This is a genomic window from Marinomonas sargassi, from assembly GCF_025716875.1.
GTDB classification, from domain to species: Bacteria; Pseudomonadota; Gammaproteobacteria; order Pseudomonadales; family Marinomonadaceae; genus Marinomonas; species Marinomonas sargassi.
In genome coordinates this window covers 348,218-364,347 of record NZ_JAOVZB010000003.1, presented here as the reverse complement: position 1 = coordinate 364,347, position 16,130 = coordinate 348,218, and the positions used below count along the sequence as shown (strand labels likewise).

Below are 16,130 nucleotides of genomic sequence, written 5' to 3'. Positions count from 1 at the left end.
CACTGTTATGAATAACAACGAACTGGTCGCCAAACTCTGGAAACTCTGCGACAACCTACGCGACGGCGGCGTCTCTTATCAAAACTATGTAAATGAATTAGCCTCATTACTCTTCCTGAAAATGTGCGAACAAACAGGCCAAGAAGAAGAGTTACTGCCAGAAGGGTATCGTTGGAAAGACCTAACCAGTAAGAATGGTGTGGAACAGCATAGCTTTTATAAAAGTCTATTAAACAAGTTAGACGGCGACCATCATGCTATCGTACAGGCCATCTTTTTAAATACCACCACGACCATCACTCAGCCAGCCCAATTAACTGAGCTGATTACGGAAATGGACAAGCTAGACTGGTACGAAAAAGGCCGAGATGATTTTGGTGACATGTACGAAGGTTTGTTACAGAAAAACGCCAACGAAACAAAGTCGGGCGCTGGGCAATATTTTACACCTCGCCCATTAATCAGTGCCATTGTGCAGCTAATGAAACCACAACCGCGTGAAATTATTCAAGATCCAGCGGCGGGTACAGCAGGCTTCTTGATCGAAGCCGACAAATACATCAAAGCAAATACAGATGATTTAAATGCATTATCAGACAATGATGCAGACTTCCAAGTAAAGCGCGCTTTTGTTGGTTTGGAATTGGTTCCAGAAACTCGCCGTTTAGCACTGATGAACTGTTTGCTACACGATATTGTGGGAGACGATGACGACGGAGCCATTCGCCTAGGTAACACCTTAAGCAGCGATGGGGAGAAGCTAAGTGCCAACTTGGTATTATCTAACCCGCCTTTTGGCAGCGCCGCCAGCACCAACATTACGCGTACCTTCTTATACGCCACTGGCAATAAACAGCTCTGCTTTATGCAGCATATTGTGGAAACGTTAGAGCCCGGTGGCCGTGCTGCTGTGGTGATTCCTGATAATGTCTTGTTTGAAGGTGGCAAAGGCACGGACATTCGCCGCGACCTTATGCACAAGTGCAACTTGCATACGATTCTGCGTTTGCCGACAGGCATTTTTTACGCCGCTGGAGTAAAAACCAACGTGCTGTTTTTCCAAAAAGGCACCCCAAGCAATCCACACCAAGACAGGGACTGCACAGAGAGCACTTGGGTGTACGACATGCGAACCAATATGCAAACCTTTGGCAAACGCCGCATGTTAACCGACAAGCATTTTGAAGCATTTATCACTGCTTATGGCGACGACGCCAACGGGCAATCGCCACGCGCAGAAGGGATTTACCAGCAAATTGGTGAAATCGACGGACTTTCTACCGATGAAGGTGACGACACCGCCCGCTGGCGTGTCTTTAGCCGCGATTACATTCGCGAGCAAAAAGGTGACTCTTTAGACATTAGTTGGCTCAAAGACCTAGAAGCCACCGACTCCGAAAACCTGCCAGAGCCAGATGTGCTAGCAGGCGAAGCCATGGCGGAACTCACCGAAGCCATGGGCGAACTCTACCAACTTATGCAAGCCCTCGGCGCAGACGACGAAGCCGAAGCCCAAAAGCAACTGCTAGAACAAGCTTTTGAACTTGAGGAAAAAGAATCCAATGAACAAGGTGAGTTATTTGGAGCGAAGTCGTGAGCGAATTACCGAAAGGGTGGGAAAGTACTAGTTTAAAAGAGTCATTAAGTGTGAAATCTTTTATTTCCGATGGAGATTGGATTGAGTCAAAAGATCAAGATACTAATGGAGGTGTAAGACTTATTCAGTTGGCGGATATTGGGGACGGTTTATTTAAAAATAAATCCTCAAGATTTATGACAATGGATGCCGCTAAAAGGTTGAATTGTACTTTTCTAGAGGAAGGGGACTTACTTATTGCTCGTATGCCAGACCCATTAGGGCGAGCATGTATATTTCCAGGTGTTAATCAGAAAGCAGTTACTGTTGTAGATGTTTGCTTAATAAGAAATATAGATAGCTCAGCATTTATAAACCCTTTGCTGAAATATTGGATTAATTCTCCACTGGTTAGAAATCTGATTTATAGCAATTCATCAGGGTCAACTCGTAAAAGAATTACAAGAAAAAAACTTGAATCTTTTTCTTTACCTGCCCCTCCACTTGCCGAACAAAAACGCATCGTCGAGAAGTTGGATGAAGTGTTGGCGCAAGTCGACAGCATCAAAGCCCGACTCGACAGCATCCCCGACATCCTAAAACGCTTCCGCCAATCCGTCCTCGCTTCCGCTGTTAGTGGGAAATTGACTGAGGAGTGGAGAGGAGGAGAAAGCTTTAATCCATTACAGGTAGAGCATAATATAAAGTTACCTACTATCAGCCAATCTTTTAAAGATCATGGGAGTATAAATACTTGGGTCCCTATTAGATTAGGTTCTGTAGTAGATCTAATTAATGGAGATCGAGGAAAAAACTACCCTAATAAATCTGAATATACAGAATCAGGCATCCCATTTATTAATACTGGTCATATTGACCCTGATGGAACACTATCTATAGACAGAATGAGCTATATTTCAAGGGATAAATATTTATCCCTTGGAAGCGGTAAAGTTAAGCCTAAGGACATAGTATATTGTCTACGTGGTGCAACAATGGGAAAAACAGCAAAGGTTGATTTTTCAGAAGGCGCAATAGCCTCATCTTTAGTGATTTTAAGAGCTAACAACAATATATTAAGTGAGTTTATTTACTATTTTTTAATTAGCCCAGTAGCTAAAAAGTTAATAACTGAATACGATAATGGCTCAGCCCAGCCTAATTTATCTGCTAAAAGCTTAGCTTCATATCCTTTATACCTTCCACCACTCGAAGAACAAGCCGAAATCGTCAGCCTTGTTGACCAATATTTCGCCTTCGCCGACGCCATTGAAAAGCAAGTGAAAAACGCCCAACAGCGCGTCGATAAACTCACTCAATCCATCTTAGCCAAAGCCTTTCGTGGTGAACTCGTGCCACAAGACCCAGATGATGAACCCGCCGACAAGCTACTAGAACGCATCGCCAAAGCCAAACAAGAAGCCGACGCACTCGCTAAGGTAGCTAAGAAGTCAGCTAAAAAAACAGCGAAAAGTAAGACATAAAATACACAGATAGTGAATTAAGTTGAAAAGGAGTTTTAGGGAAAAATGCAGTCTGAAGGAAAAGAGAATATGAAAAGTGATGAAGCAATAAAAGGAAGCTTCACACTATCAGAGAAAGACGGTCAAAAGCTCAAAGGTGAGTTTGAAAATAAAAAAATAAGTGGTAGCTACTTATCTATAATAAGCAAGTTTTTTGAGTTAATGATTAAAATAAGTGCTTTTCTTGCAATTGCTCTTGCTGTCTATGGGTTTGAATACCAAAAAGGGATGATTGAATCTATTGGCTTAGATAACATAGATGTTAATTACGAGATAAAAGAAATTTATCACTTTGCATTTATGGGGCTCATTGAGTTTACATCTAGAGTAATTAATATTTCTAGCATACCATCAATTCTTGATGTTTTATTTTTTACTATTATATTTTTGGTTTTGGGATTAGTTATAAATTTTCACTCTTACTATTCACTTTTTAAGAGGAAAAATAGTTCGCAGAAAGAAAAAGAGCCTCATAAATGGTCTTTATCTAATTTTTTTAGCTGGTTGCTGCTCTCAAGTAGGTTGTCAATTATTGTTTGGGGGGGCATTGGCTTAATTGTAGCTTTTGCTCAGCAGAGTAGCTTTAAGTTAATAGCTCTTCTGTTATTTGGTTTTTTCGCGGCACCTAGTTATGTAGGCTATATAAACGGGTTTAATAGTATTGAGAAGTTGAAGTCAGAGCCTTTATGCAATGAGCCTGAATTTAATAGAGAATATTTTCAAAACACTAACCTTTGCTCAATGGTAACTATAAAAGGTAAAGCTTTATGGGGCGATATTGTTTTATTCACGAATGATGCTTACTTTATTCAAAAAGAATTTTACTTTGCTTACATTTCTAAAAATGGTGAAAACTGTGCTTTTTCTTATTATCCCTCTCCTTTTAACGCAAGCCGAAAAGGAGAAAAAATAAAGCTGGAAATTGATCCTGAGATCAAAGCCATTTGTAAAATTCCACTTCTTTAGCAATCAAGTGACTCATTATTAATATTTTAAGGAAAAAATCTATGTTGTTGTCAATAAAGCGTTTATTGGGTCTATTTGACCTATCTTTAGGTTACCTTTTATCGTGGATCATGCGTGCTTGTTTGTATGTGTTTACATTGCTGTTTTTTATTTTATGCGCCTTTTTCATTTTCTATACACCATTTGAAGATTCATTAAATATTAGTGAATTAGATAATTTAGAACTTCTGGTGGTCGTGATTTTTATTGGAGTTTCTATACGCTTTTTTATCCGCAGTAAAATGGAAGGTTTATCTGTATGGCAGAGAATTCGCCATTATGTCCTTGTCTCGATTGTAGCGAATGCTGTCAGCTCCCTTATATACATGTCGTATTTAATTACTTTGCTTTACCAAAGAGGTGAGTTCGGGATTAGTGATGCTGAGGCTTATGATGATTTTACGTTTTTTGCCAGCAGCATTTTCTATATTCTTGCTTTGTATGCCTTTACGCCTTTACCTAAGTTATCTTGGTTATCTAAAAAGAAAGTCTCGAATGACGAGTCTGAAGCTCCTCTACAAGCTGACTTTTTTACAGATAGTACGGGAAATACTCATGCAGACTCCATCAATAAAGAAAGTAAATAATAAAAGGATTTTAGAATGACTTTAATCACTCGTGTTGTATCTGTTCTTCTGTTTATGGCATTAAGTGTGAATACTTTTGCCCGTAATGATATTCCTTTGAAATCAGGCAGTAATTTTTTAATTAGTGCCTGTCAAGAAGTGGTCGATATTTACGATGCTCGTGGCGAGAAAAAATTTCTGGCATCCCAGCGTACTTCTTTAGCTGAGGGTATTAGGACAGGTTATTGCCTTGGCGTGATTGCACAATATCGAGAAGAAGCTGGTTATTGTCGATACTCAGAACGTAATGTTTTAGAGATGGCAACAGCCATTGCTAACAGTAATTTAACTGCTTATCAGCTGGGCAGAACATCCACCTCTGAATTATTAGAGGAAGCGTATTGTGGACTCTAAGTATTATACGATTCCAGATGCCTTACGCATGCTATTTGGTTCACAAGTGTTGGTGACAACGCCGTCTTTGCGAACCAAAGCGAATTCCTTTCTTCGTAATGGCGTTTTGAATTTTAAAGCAGATTTAAATATCCATAAGAATACCAACACCATTCCAGAAAGCGAGCTGGATACTTTGTTTAACGCCATGTTGTTGAGCTCTATTTTTGCAGACTCAAAGGAAGTAAAAGCTATTTTCTTTGAAGCCGAAAAGCGTGCGAACTGTGCTGAAGTGGTAAAAGCCATGTTTACTCGCCAGCACTCACTGGCGGGTATTGCGCTTTCTAGTAGTGAGGCTTCGGCTTTTATTGCGTGTCTTGAAGGGAGTTTTGACCTTAGAGCGGAACGTCTGCCGAACCCTTTCAAAACCTTGCCTCAGGTAACTCTTGGTACTAATACTTCGTTACTTCGTGTTTTGTTGGCGCAAGCTGCGATACTAGAACCAATGGACAGTATTTTAATGAAATATTTAGATGGTGACTTGCTGGAAGCGAAGGATTTAATAGATCAGCTAGATGTGAATGCATCTGGTGTTGCAGAGTTGAAAGCAGAAATTGAAAAGAAGATTACTGAAGCGGAAGACGTAGACGTCCTTTTAGATTTCATGCGAACACTTTAAGCGCCTGAAAAGAGAAACCGAAAAAAAGCGAAATTAATTTTAAAAAGCACTTTGTTGTGCAGTGCACAAGTTGAATCTAGGTTTTGTTGACAACATCCCGTTGGCAACAAAAACGGAGATTCAATTATGAAATTACTTACTACGGCTACACAGCGCAAGCCAGACTTAGTCATTAACTTCCACATGACGGAAAAATGCAATTATAGTTGCACTTACTGTTATGCCACTTGGGACGATCTTGAATTCAACAATGAACTTCATCGATCATCTGATAAAGTAGAGTCCCTTCTTGAAAATCTAGCGTCTTATTTTCTGTCAGACAATTCACTCAAAGCCAAAATGGGTTATGAAAACGTGCGCCTTAACTTTGCTGGCGGCGAACCTATGATGCTTGGCAAACATTTTATTGCAGCTGTGAAATTCGCAAATCAATTGGGTTTTAGAACATCACTGATTACCAATGGGCATTATTTATCGGATGCGATCCTAGACGACATAGGCCCGTCTTTGGATGTTTTAGGTATTAGTTACGATTCGGCTGATTATGATGTTGCTAAAAAAATTGGTCGTGTAGATCGTGCAAATCGTTGGATTTCATCGGACAAATTATTGGCAATGTGCTCTCGTTATCGAGCTTTAAACCCAACTGGCGTGTTGAAGTTGAATACTGTGGTGAATTCGGTAAATAAAGACGACAGCCTGTTGCCGCTGATGACTCAAATTCACCCTGATAAATGGAAGTTGCTTAAGGTTCTTCCTGTCCATAATCATGATCTAGCCATCTCTCAAGCTGAATATTTTTCTTATGTTAATCGTCATCAAGCATTAGCTAACATTATTGTTGAAGAAGACAATAATGCCATGACGCACACCTATTTGATGGTCAACCCAGAAGGACGCTTTTATCAAAACTCTGAAGCAGGTTCTGGCTATTTATTGAGCGATTCTATTTTGCAAGTTGGTGTAGATGAAGCCTTATCACAGATTCCTTTTGATGTGTCTGGTTTCCAACAACGCTATCAGCTTATTCCCGTTACCGAGGTGTAGTGATGATGAAACTCATAATCCAAGGGCTAGAGTCTATTCCTCGACATTTACGTAAAAAAGCCAAAAAAGAAGCGTTGCAATTGTCTCGATCGCTAGAGAGAAACAAGAAGTGGAAAAAAATTAGCAGTAAGAAAAATATGATTCGCTGCAAAATTAATCGCTCTTATCGCTTAGTTGTTTACTGTAATGATAAGGCAACGGGGCCTTATTTCGCGATGAACCACACTGAATTTGATAGACGTTATAGCTAGCGATGTGAAGACGTTTTTTTATAGAAAGTCTCAAAAATTTTAACTATGTAATTTATGTACGGAGATACGAACATGAACAATGGAATATTTATAGTGATCGAAGGTTTAGATGGAACTGGAAAGTCTACAACGGCAAAAGCATTAGCCACAGCGTTAGAAGGTGTCGCGTTAAATACACCGCTTGATAAATTTAAAGAGGTAAGACCAAAGCTTGAAGGAATTTATGGGAAAGAGTCTTATGGGCGCCAATTATTTTATGCGTCTACAGCTATAGCTTCTTCAAATGAGGTGAGAGAGAAATTAGAAAGTATTCCTGCGGTTGTGCTGGACCGTTACTGGTTATCCACGCAGGTTTATCACAGCTGGCGTACTCAAGGTGCTCATTTTCAGTTGCTCGAAGTAGAGGGCATGCTCTTGAAGCCAGATTTAACCGTGTATTTGGAGCTATCGCTCGAAGAAAGAATCAAGCGCTTAGGAGGGCGCAGTGATAATACAGATGAAGATCGTCAGACAATGGGGCTTGAGAATAATCAGAAATTGAATGAGTTATATCATGCTTATAACGACTCTCCATGTGTTGGAAAATGGCTTACAGTAGATGCAAGTTTAAGCACAGTGGAGATCGTTGATAAAGTGATTCAATATCTGAATAAATAATTTTCCCATAAGAAGTTGGTAAAGTTTAAGAAATTTAAGGTCTTCACTCTGTTTTTCAGAGTGTAGGCCTTTTGCGTTCTTGTTGTAATTAGCACTTTCAAATTACTTTCCAAGAGTTAGTTTTCTCTTTTTGCGTAGTAATAAGAAATCTCAGTATGTGAATGAAATAAGACCCCCCCCCACAAAGCTGAGTAATAGGTAGGTGTTTAACCTCATTTACACTATGATGCTAGTGCGAAAGCATTGTCATACCAAAACCTATTTCTTGTCTTAAGTTTTTTTACTTTTATCGACCTCTTCTTTATTGGCGGAACCTTATGAAAATTTTCAGTTGTCAGCAATGCGGTCAAACAGTGTTATTTGAAAACACCCATTGTGAGCAATGTTCGTCTGCTCTCGGTTTCTTACCAGAAAAACAGGTGCTCAGTGCGCTGAAATCTGTCGATAATGCTTGGTACGCCATGGCTGACACATCGGTTCCGGTTAAGCGTTGGTATTACTGTGAAAACCATCAGCATCAAGTATGTAATTGGCTGGTGGAAGAGGGTGGAAGTTCATTCTGTGTCGCGTGCGATTTGAACCGTCACATTCCTAACTTAGGCAAAATAGAAGAACGCCAAGCGTGGCAGCAGTTGGAGTTTGCCAAACACAGATTAGTCTATTCTCTTTTGCGTCTTGGCTTGCCTTTGATTAGTAAAAAGAACGATTCAGAAGATGGACTGTCATTCGACTTTATTTCTGAAAATAATGTGGTGCCAGAAGATGTGAGCTCCATGACGGGTCATGCTTCAGGCCAAGTGACCATCAATGCGGCAGAAGGTAATTCAGTAGACCGAGAGCAAATGCGCGAAGACATGAATGAGTCTTATCGAACTGTGATCGGCCACTTTCGACATGAGATTGGACACTACTACTGGGATTCATTGGTATTTGATGATAAGCAAGTTTTAGCGGATTTTCGTGCTCTATTTGGTGACGATACGGCAAACTATGCTGAAGCGTTAGAAGCTCATTACAAAGCACCGAATGCGGATTGGCAGCAATCTTTTGTGAGTGTGTATGCTTCATCACACCCTTGGGAAGACTGGGCAGAAACTTGGGCGCATTATCTGCATATCGTCGACACCTTAGAAACCGCCAGTGATTTGGGGTTGAGCTTTCAGCCCATTGGATCTAATCGACAAAACTTGGCCGTTATGGTGAATATTGATCCTTTCAGTCATGATGATTTTGATGAAATACTGACGCAATATATTCCTTTGACCTTTGCTGTAAATAATTTAAACAGAGGCATGGGACAACCTGATTTGTATCCTTTTGTCTTGGTGCCAGCGGTACGGGAAAAATTGGCTTTTATTCATAAATTACTTCGAACTTCAAACTTAACTAAGACAGGCATTTCTCAAAGTCAGTAAATACGAACTTTTAGTTATTTCTTGAGAGTCTTTGGTGATCTTTTCTACGGGAATTTATGCGTACTCTATGAAGAGTCATCATCTGCGTGTCGCTGTTGAAAAATAATCCTAGCCAAATCAGAGGAGATTAGGAGGGGAGGAGTAAAATCAAAGCACTCACTCTTGCTGATTTTATTTATGCCTTGATTTCTTAGCAGGCCTGACGTGTGTCTCTAAAATACGCTGTTTTTCTGCGCTTACATTTGGATTTTTTCGATATCCCCATAAGCGATCACGGGCGTCTTTTGCAGCGTCAGCAAGGTGAACAATAGGAGCAGGGTAGTCTTTACCAATCTGGCATTCATAAAGGGCTTCTTCCATAGGCGACATGTCCCACGGGGTGTGTACTAACGGGGCTGGCACCTGCTGCAATTCTGGCACCCAGCGGTGAATAAATACTCCTTCTGGGTCTTTTTCCTGAGACTGCTTTACTGGGTTGTAAATACGAATGGTGTTGGTGCCTGTCATGCCCGCTTGCATTTGAAATTGTGGGTAATGAATGCCGGGCTCAAAGTCGAGAAATAGCCGTGCTAAATGGTGTACCCCTAAACGCCAATCAATGTTTAAGTGGTGGCATAAAAAGCTGACCAACATAGCTCGCATACGAAAGTTAATATAGCCCGTCGACTGTAAAGCACGCATGCAAGCATCGACCATTGGGTAACCTGTCATTCCTTGTTGCCAAGCTTGTAAGTCGGCCATAACTTGGTCGTCTTGGCGATAGGGGAATTCTTCATAGGCACGATTAACAGGCTGAAACTCCATACGGCATTCGCTCTCAAATTTTTGCATGAAGTGGCAATGCCAGTGCAAGCGAGAGCTAAGGGCGATCAAGCTGCGTCGCCAGCCAACCGTATTCCAGCGTGATAATAGGTCTTGGTAAACCTCTCTTAAACTGATATTTCCCCAAGCCAAGTAAGGCGACAGTCGCGTGCAGGCAGAGCGACTGCTTGATGGGCTAGAAATCGATCGATAATAATTTTTACCACGACCTTCATAAAAGCTATGCAAGGTCTGCCAAGCTAAGCTTGGTCCGCCTGTTTGCATGCCTTTTTGGTAGGTTGTCCACGCTGTGGGAATATCTGCTTTTACCGCCTCTATAGGGTGCCAGACAATGCTCTCAAGTTCGACTTTTACCACCGGCGCTCGCATTACTTTTTGCCAGTCATTATCCCAGTCTCTTCTATGAGTCAGTGGTCGAACAACTGCGCCTGTTGGCGATTCATGCCATTTGATTTTGTTTTCTTGGCACCATTGCTTGATACGAATGTCACGCTTGAAGGTAACACCTAGACCGATTTCTTCGCTGCTAAAAAGCGTATCGAATTGGGTGCTTTCATGGAACTGTTGAAGTACTGCTTGCGGCTCGTCTAAATAGACCTGAACTTGCCCGCCATGCTCAGCCAGTTGACGGTTTAAATCTTCGAGGGATTGCCAGACAAATCGCCAATGGCGTTCATCATAATGTGGATCAGATAGGAGCTCTGGCTCAAAGATGTAGAGCAAAATGATCGGACGGTTCGCCTGTATGGCCAGACTTAAAGGCAAGTGATCGGTCAGGCGTAAATCTCGCTTAAACCAGACAACGGTTGGCTTTTGAGTATCAATCAAACTTGTCATGGCTTTGGCATAATTGGCCAATCTGAGGCATCCACAGAATCCAACTGGCTATCATAAATATGACCTCGCCATTGACGAATAAAGCTGTGATTCGGGTCATATTGCTCAGTTTGTTTTTCTAGATTAAAACGTCGACCGCCACGTGGGTCAGCACCAACACCTGCTATGTATTGCCAGTTGCCCCAGTTCGATGCCACATCGTAATCGATAAGCTGTTCTTCAAAATAGGCCGCGCCATAGCGCCAATCGATATCGAGTTCATGAACTAAGCAGCTAGCCACAATCTGGCGACCACGATTACTCATGAAGCCCGTTTGCTTTAACTGCTTCATGCAGGCATTCACAATTGGGTATGGCGTATTGCCTTCACACCATTTACGAAAACGCTCTGGATAATAACTACCGTAAGCTTTTTTATTGGATAAACCACCGACTAAGAAGAGTTGTTTACCGTAATAGGTGGCATACCAATGGAAGTATTCGCGCCATAGCAGCTCAAAATAAATCCAATACGTCGATTCGTTTGCCCCATGTTGCTCTTCGTATTGGGTTAGCGCAGCTTTTATCTGTCGTGGTGAAAGGCTTCCTTGGGCAAGCCATGGTGAGAACTTTGTCGAATTAACCCAACCGTCTAAGGCGTTTCGTACCTCCTTATAATGACTGGGTAACTTGGTTGAAAAGTAGTCATTAAGCTGCTTTTGAGCGCCTTCTTCACCGCCTGCAAAGGTTTGCTCGTCTGTATCTGGCTCGATCTTCCATGGACGAATGGATGGCAAAGAAAGTTTGCTCAACAATTCTGGCACTATCGGTAAGTACGTCACCTTGGGCTTTGGTAAAGAAACTTCTAATGGCTCGACTAATTTTCGAAATTTTGAAAAAGAACTCGGGAGACTAGGTGATCTGTCTAGCGTCTCAGAAGACAGTAAAGTGAAAGGCAGTTGCTCTGGCTCAAACAAGGTTAAGCCATGTTCAATATGAAAGTGCACATCTGAAAACTCAGACGCTAGCTGTCGGAGGTTTTGCTGCTCATCCCAACCACTGTGATGATTGCAATAAATGTGGGAAATCGGCATTTCGTTCAGTAATAGTCTGATACTAGAAACAGCGTCTTCTTGACTCACAAATAAGGTTTGATCGAGTTGTTTTAATTCTGCCGCTAAGCTGTTCAGCCCTGAATTTAGAAAACGACGACGTAGTGCAGACATGCCTCGGGTAGCATAACGACTGGGCTTTTTATATTTAGGCTCATCACAATACAAACAGATTAACTGATCGACTTCTTTTGCTGCCAATGACAACATACTTTGATCGGCACAACGCAGGTCATTACCGAACCAAACCAATCCCAATTTCATACCTTACCTCTGTAATATGAGCTTATGTATTTAATACGTAGCACCAGAGGAATTGGTTTGTTGCTGTTAGATATTATCCAAATCACTGAGTAATTTATTAGCATGGGATAATATCGACTCTCTGGCTTCGGGTTCTTTCTTTAGCCAGTTTGCATACACCATTTTGGTTCTTGGATTATTCGAAAATTTTTCTTGATGTTGATCCATAAACTGCCAATAGAGGGAGTTTAATGGGCAAGCATTATCAGTAGCGGTTTCTTTTACTTTGTAATGGCAATCGCCGCAGTAGTCGCTCATTTTATTGATGTAATTGCCGCTGGCAGCATAAGCTTTTGAACCTACAATACCTCCATCGGCAAATTGGCTCATTCCACGGGTGTTGGGCATTTCCACCCATTCAATTGCGTCTATGTAGATTCCTAAATACCATTCATCCACTTGATCTGGATGGATGCCAGCGATCAAACAAAAGTTACCTGTAACCATGAGCCGCTGGATATGGTGGGCGTAAGCGTAGTAGAGGGATTGTTTCACCGCATGGGATAGGCAGCGCATCTTGGTATCCCCAGACCAAAACCATTTAGGCAAATTATTCTGGGCGGTGAGAAAGTTTAGCTCAGCGTAATCTGGCATGTTTGCCCAATAGATACCTCGCACAAATTCACGCCAGCCTAAAATCTGACGAACAAAGCCTTCAATTTGCGCGAGTGAAATATCGGTTTCAGCATGATGAAAGTGGTACACAGCCCGGTCAATCACTTGTTGTGGCGATATCATTTTTGCATTCAGAGCAAAGGACAGTCTTGAGTGATAAAGAGACCATTGCTTTTGCTCCGTTAAGGTATCGAGTCTGCCAGACATGGCGTCTTGAAAACGGCCAAAATTGACTAGCCCGTATTGGCAAAAATGATCCAATAAAACAAAAGCCTGTTGACGAGTTGTGGGCCAAATTAGGTTTGTTTCCGCTTTGCCTATGGTGCTTATATTATGGCGCTTCAGCCTCAGTAAAATATCTTGTACGTCATTACTGAAGAGCAAGGGCTCTGGCACGGCAGAGTAGTCTTGAGGTTTCAGCTTTTGGCGGTTATCCGCATCGTAATTCCATTGTCCGCCCAATGGTTCAGGCCCATCCATCAGAATATTAAAGCGCACTCTCATTTTTCGATAAAAGGCTTCGAGCCGATGTTTTTTGCTTGCTGTAAAAAAGCGGCAAAGTTCATGATCCTCTAAGAAAAAATGCTCACTTTCATACACGCTAGTCTGGATAGCTAACTGAGTTGAGAATTCTCTTAATTGCTCCCGTAAGCGATATTCGTCAGGTAACTGATATTCAAAGCAACTAACTTGGTGTTCATCGAGTAAGGCTAAGAGTAGCGCGGGCAGGTCTTTATATTGAGTCGTATCATCTAAGGTTAAATGGATCACTTTATGCCCCGCTTTTTCTAGGGCTTGGGAGAAAGACAGCATGGCAGAAAAGAAGGCACATATTTTTTGAATATGGTGCTTTGTGTAGTTCGCTTCTTGGTGTAATTCTGCAATCACATAGAGGGTATTTTCATCTGTATTTGCAAACCAAGAGTGCGACGCATTCAGTTGGTCGCCTAAAATTAGCCTGAGTGTTTTTCCCTTCATGATGGCTTGTATTGGCTAGGGCAGTGGCTGCGAATGATGTCAGGGTGACGCAGGTGCAAGTGTTTCGTCTTCCTGCTAGTGACCCTTTTGCGCCAGACAATAAAGGTTTTTCGTTTTAAGTTTGAGCGCATGAGTCGAATCACCTGCGGTTCACTAAGGCCAAACAAGGTGTTAATGGCTTCAAACGGTGTTCTATCTTCCCAAGCCATCTCAATGACACGAGACAAATCGCTTTTAGTTAACTGCATTCATTCTACCCATGAATTTGGTTTAGTATTTATGTGATGTACAGGGAATACGATCAAGGCAAAATGAATGGTTCATATTATTTGAGTGGATAGGAATAGTTTGGGTTGCACAGCTAGCCCTTAAAAAGGGCTAGGGTCAGCCAGATCTAAGTTAGGGGCAAAGCCAAATTGAGTGATCACTTTCCTTTTTCAATTAATTAAAACGCTCCTATCACGCCAACTAGGGCGAATACACAAAGTAATAGGATTGGGATTAGGCTCAACATAAAGCCTAGCCCTCTGCTTGAAGGGCTGCGGACATAGGCGAACCAATAAATAAAGCGCCCAACTAGGTACACACTGCCGATAGCTGCCATCCAAATAGGGTTATGGTGGGTGCCAGCAATCAATAACGCGGGTAGAAATGCCACTAATAATTCAAGGGTGTTCATTTGCACACGGTACATGCGTTCAAATTCTGGTGCGCCTGTTGTTGCTGGTGCCAATAGCCCTGTCCTTCTTCTTGCTCGCCCTGTCATAGCGCCAAAAAATAAGAACTGACAAACCGATAATATTGCGATTAATTCCACAAAATGCATAAGAGTTTCCTAAGTAGTGGGGGAGGCTTTAAACCGTAATCGGCTCAATAGGGATGGCGTAATAGACGACTGAACTGTCTGACAGATATTCAAACTCAGGACCATAGGTTTCCACATCAGGCCCGTAGGTGTGCTTCATGTCAGATCTCAGTAACCAGCTTGAGTAGATGTAACCAATAGTCTGGTTAAACTCGTCGGTATTGACTTGGCCTGTGTGTTTGAACTCAGCGTACTCTTGTTCGGGGAGAGAAGTACTCACCATGCCTTCAGGTAGAGAGGTGATATCAGTGACTTCAATGCAGGCGGTATAAAATAGCTTCTGCTCTTCATTATCATTCTTTTCTACACTGATGATGCCGTAGCAAGTGCCTTCTACTTTATGCTCAATCTCAGTTAGTCTTGGCATGAAGTCTTGCCATAGCTCAGGCAGTTTCTCTGCGATGTTGGTTTTTTCAGACTCAATACCGATCACTTCAATCTTAGTGCCCACCAATATCTTTTTCGGTGCTGTGTATATTCTCGGCTCTAGGGTAAGGTTCTGGCTAAGGTTTTCTAAATAGTCTTGGTTGATTCGCGCTTTTTTAATGATTAAGGGTTGGCGTGCACGCTGACGATACTCATTCGGCGAATAACCAAATAGCTTTTGGAAAGCCCGTGTATAGGCCTCGTGGGACTCAAAACCCGCAGCTAGGGCAACATCTAAAATAGACAAGTCTTTGTTGTAAAGACTGTCCATAGAGTTGGCAATGCGTCTAGAGCGTACATAAGACTTTAAGGTTTCATTGGTTAAGGCTTTGAATATACGCTGGAAATGCCAGTGGCTCATATTGGCATGGGCTGAAATCGAGGTAAGAGGAATTGGTGAGTCTAAATTCTCTTCGATAAAATCAATGCCTTTTTGAATGCGGTCTAAATACTTCATATCAGTCCCTTATTTAGCGTTTCAGCTATAGTAAACCGAATACCCAAACCTTCATTTGATTTTTTGTGCTTTTTTAAAATCCTTAAGAGTAACCGGTTTGAATTTAGGTCTACTTTTTTATCTCTAATATCTTTATGCTAAAACCATGTCTCGCTCTCTTGTGTTTAGTATGTATTCCTAATGAATGAAACAGATATTTTGTATTTGGAGTGAAAGGTATGAGTTACGAAAAACTGTATGAAGAAGCGTTTAAAGTGTTAGGTGATTTTCCATTAGCAGGTTCAGGTTTTTCTGCCGGCTCGGTTGCATCTGCTCTTATGACTGAACAGGGAAATATTTTTACTGGAATTTGTATCGATGTTGCATGTGGCCTTGGTTTTTGTGCTGAACACTCTGCCATTTCTGAGATGTTAAAAAATCGTGAAACACGTATTTTAGAAATAATAGCGATTAGTAAGGATGCAGTTATGCCTCCTTGTGGTCGTTGCCGAGAGTTTATTTATCAAATTAACTCTAGAAATATAGAAACAAAAGTACATTTATCAAAGGGTAAAGCGCTTTTATTGGATGATCTGCTACCCCATAGATGGAATATCAATGCTTAATCAGTCTTGTTTATTACTC

At 41.5% G+C, this 16,130-nt stretch carries 17 protein-coding genes; 11 read left to right on the top strand and 6 right to left on the bottom strand.

The genetic code is table 11. From position 1 onward, the window contains the following. Window positions 1-7: 7 nt before the first annotated feature. From OFY17_RS08600 to OFY17_RS08555, 10 genes are all read left to right on the top strand, one after another. A complete protein-coding gene (locus tag OFY17_RS08600; protein ID WP_263530317.1) occupies window positions 8-1,597 on the top strand; it encodes a type I restriction-modification system subunit M in 1,590 nt (529 codons plus the stop codon). Further along, a complete protein-coding gene (locus OFY17_RS08595; RefSeq protein ID WP_263530316.1) occupies window positions 1,594-3,060 on the top strand; it encodes a restriction endonuclease subunit S in 1,467 nt (488 codons plus the stop codon). The genes OFY17_RS08600 and OFY17_RS08595 overlap by 4 nt, the downstream gene beginning before the upstream one ends. Window positions 3,061-3,129: 69 nt before the next feature. Beyond that, window positions 3,130-4,065, top strand: a complete 936-nt coding sequence (locus OFY17_RS08590) for a hypothetical protein (protein WP_263530315.1) — start codon at window positions 3,130-3,132, stop codon at window positions 4,063-4,065. A gap of 41 nt (window positions 4,066-4,106) precedes the next feature. Continuing rightward, window positions 4,107-4,691: a hypothetical protein gene (locus OFY17_RS08585; protein WP_263530314.1), complete on the top strand. Its 585-nt coding sequence runs from the start codon at window positions 4,107-4,109 to the stop codon at window positions 4,689-4,691. Window positions 4,692-4,706: 15 nt separating this feature from the next. Further along, window positions 4,707-5,084: a hypothetical protein gene (locus OFY17_RS08580; protein ID WP_263530313.1), complete on the top strand. Its 378-nt coding sequence runs from the start codon at window positions 4,707-4,709 to the stop codon at window positions 5,082-5,084. Then, window positions 5,074-5,742, top strand: coding sequence for a hypothetical protein (locus tag OFY17_RS08575; protein ID WP_263530312.1), 669 nt, complete (start codon window positions 5,074-5,076; stop codon window positions 5,740-5,742). The genes OFY17_RS08580 and OFY17_RS08575 overlap by 11 nt, the downstream gene beginning before the upstream one ends. A 126-nt stretch (window positions 5,743-5,868) precedes the next feature. Then, window positions 5,869-6,789 (top strand): viperin family antiviral radical SAM protein, encoded by a 921-nt coding sequence (locus OFY17_RS08570; RefSeq protein ID WP_263530311.1) that lies wholly within the window; start codon window positions 5,869-5,871, stop codon window positions 6,787-6,789. A gap of 2 nt (window positions 6,790-6,791) precedes the next feature. Continuing rightward, window positions 6,792-7,040 (top strand): ParE family toxin-like protein, encoded by a 249-nt coding sequence (locus OFY17_RS08565; RefSeq protein ID WP_263530310.1) that lies wholly within the window; start codon window positions 6,792-6,794, stop codon window positions 7,038-7,040. Window positions 7,041-7,112: 72 nt separating this feature from the next. After that, complete coding sequence (locus OFY17_RS08560) at window positions 7,113-7,697, top strand: dTMP kinase (protein WP_263530309.1); 585 nt, start codon at window positions 7,113-7,115, stop codon at window positions 7,695-7,697. Between the two features lie 317 nt (window positions 7,698-8,014). Further along, window positions 8,015-9,112 (top strand): zinc-binding metallopeptidase family protein, encoded by a 1,098-nt coding sequence (locus tag OFY17_RS08555; protein ID WP_263530308.1) that lies wholly within the window; start codon window positions 8,015-8,017, stop codon window positions 9,110-9,112. Between the two features lie 171 nt (window positions 9,113-9,283). On the opposite strand, the gene OFY17_RS08550 is transcribed toward OFY17_RS08555, so the two are convergent. The 6 genes from OFY17_RS08550 to OFY17_RS08525 all read right to left on the bottom strand — a co-directional run bounded on the left by OFY17_RS08550 (window position 9,284) and on the right by OFY17_RS08525 (window position 15,506). Next, window positions 9,284-10,792, bottom strand: a complete 1,509-nt coding sequence (locus OFY17_RS08550; protein ID WP_263530307.1) for a cryptochrome/deoxyribodipyrimidine photo-lyase family protein — start codon at window positions 10,790-10,792, stop codon at window positions 9,284-9,286. Further along, window positions 10,768-12,126, bottom strand: a complete 1,359-nt coding sequence (locus OFY17_RS08545) for a DASH family cryptochrome (protein ID WP_263530306.1) — start codon at window positions 12,124-12,126, stop codon at window positions 10,768-10,770. Before OFY17_RS08545 ends, OFY17_RS08550 begins: the two co-directional genes overlap by 25 nt. Window positions 12,127-12,192: 66 nt before the next feature. After that, window positions 12,193-13,758: a cryptochrome/photolyase family protein gene (locus OFY17_RS08540; RefSeq protein ID WP_263530305.1), complete on the bottom strand. Its 1,566-nt coding sequence runs from the start codon at window positions 13,756-13,758 to the stop codon at window positions 12,193-12,195. Further along, complete coding sequence (locus tag OFY17_RS08535) at window positions 13,755-14,006, bottom strand: TIGR03643 family protein (protein WP_263530304.1); 252 nt, start codon at window positions 14,004-14,006, stop codon at window positions 13,755-13,757. The genes OFY17_RS08540 and OFY17_RS08535 overlap by 4 nt, the downstream gene beginning before the upstream one ends. 197 nt (window positions 14,007-14,203) lie before the next feature. Beyond that, the gene (locus OFY17_RS08530) at window positions 14,204-14,584 is read right to left on the bottom strand and encodes an MAPEG family protein (RefSeq protein WP_263530303.1); all 381 of its coding nucleotides are present in this window, start codon (window positions 14,582-14,584) and stop codon (window positions 14,204-14,206) included. Window positions 14,585-14,612: 28 nt separating this feature from the next. Then, window positions 14,613-15,506: an AraC family transcriptional regulator gene (locus OFY17_RS08525; protein WP_263530302.1), complete on the bottom strand. Its 894-nt coding sequence runs from the start codon at window positions 15,504-15,506 to the stop codon at window positions 14,613-14,615. A gap of 218 nt (window positions 15,507-15,724) precedes the next feature. Here OFY17_RS08525 and OFY17_RS08520 point away from each other — a divergent pair, with 218 nt between their 5' ends. Further along, window positions 15,725-16,111 carry a cytidine deaminase family protein gene (locus OFY17_RS08520; protein ID WP_263530301.1) on the top strand — a complete coding sequence of 129 codons (387 nt, stop codon included), beginning with the start codon at window positions 15,725-15,727 and terminating at the stop codon, window positions 16,109-16,111. Window positions 16,112-16,130: the final 19 nt, after the last annotated feature.

Bases quoted from the DNA above. Each gene is read 5' to 3' on its own strand.
- OFY17_RS08590 (WP_263530315.1), top strand. From the start codon at position 3,130: ATGAAAAGTGATGAAGCAATAAAAGGAAGCTTCACACTATCAGAGAAA.
- OFY17_RS08560 (WP_263530309.1), top strand. From the start codon at position 7,113: ATGAACAATGGAATATTTATAGTGATCGAAGGTTTAGATGGAACTGGA.
- OFY17_RS08520 (WP_263530301.1), top strand. From the start codon at position 15,725: ATGAGTTACGAAAAACTGTATGAAGAAGCGTTTAAAGTGTTAGGTGAT.
- OFY17_RS08525 (WP_263530302.1), bottom strand. From the start codon at position 15,506: ATGAAGTATTTAGACCGCATTCAAAAAGGCATTGATTTTATCGAAGAG.
- OFY17_RS08585 (WP_263530314.1), top strand. From the start codon at position 4,107: ATGTTGTTGTCAATAAAGCGTTTATTGGGTCTATTTGACCTATCTTTA.
- OFY17_RS08545 (WP_263530306.1), bottom strand. From the start codon at position 12,126: ATGAAATTGGGATTGGTTTGGTTCGGTAATGACCTGCGTTGTGCCGAT.
- OFY17_RS08600 (WP_263530317.1), top strand. From the start codon at position 8: ATGAATAACAACGAACTGGTCGCCAAACTCTGGAAACTCTGCGACAAC.
- OFY17_RS08580 (WP_263530313.1), top strand. From the start codon at position 4,707: ATGACTTTAATCACTCGTGTTGTATCTGTTCTTCTGTTTATGGCATTA.
- OFY17_RS08555 (WP_263530308.1), top strand. From the start codon at position 8,015: ATGAAAATTTTCAGTTGTCAGCAATGCGGTCAAACAGTGTTATTTGAA.
- OFY17_RS08565 (WP_263530310.1), top strand. From the start codon at position 6,792: ATGATGAAACTCATAATCCAAGGGCTAGAGTCTATTCCTCGACATTTA.
- OFY17_RS08530 (WP_263530303.1), bottom strand. From the start codon at position 14,584: ATGCATTTTGTGGAATTAATCGCAATATTATCGGTTTGTCAGTTCTTA.
- OFY17_RS08535 (WP_263530304.1), bottom strand. From the start codon at position 14,006: ATGCAGTTAACTAAAAGCGATTTGTCTCGTGTCATTGAGATGGCTTGG.
- OFY17_RS08570 (WP_263530311.1), top strand. From the start codon at position 5,869: ATGAAATTACTTACTACGGCTACACAGCGCAAGCCAGACTTAGTCATT.
- OFY17_RS08540 (WP_263530305.1), bottom strand. From the start codon at position 13,758: ATGAAGGGAAAAACACTCAGGCTAATTTTAGGCGACCAACTGAATGCG.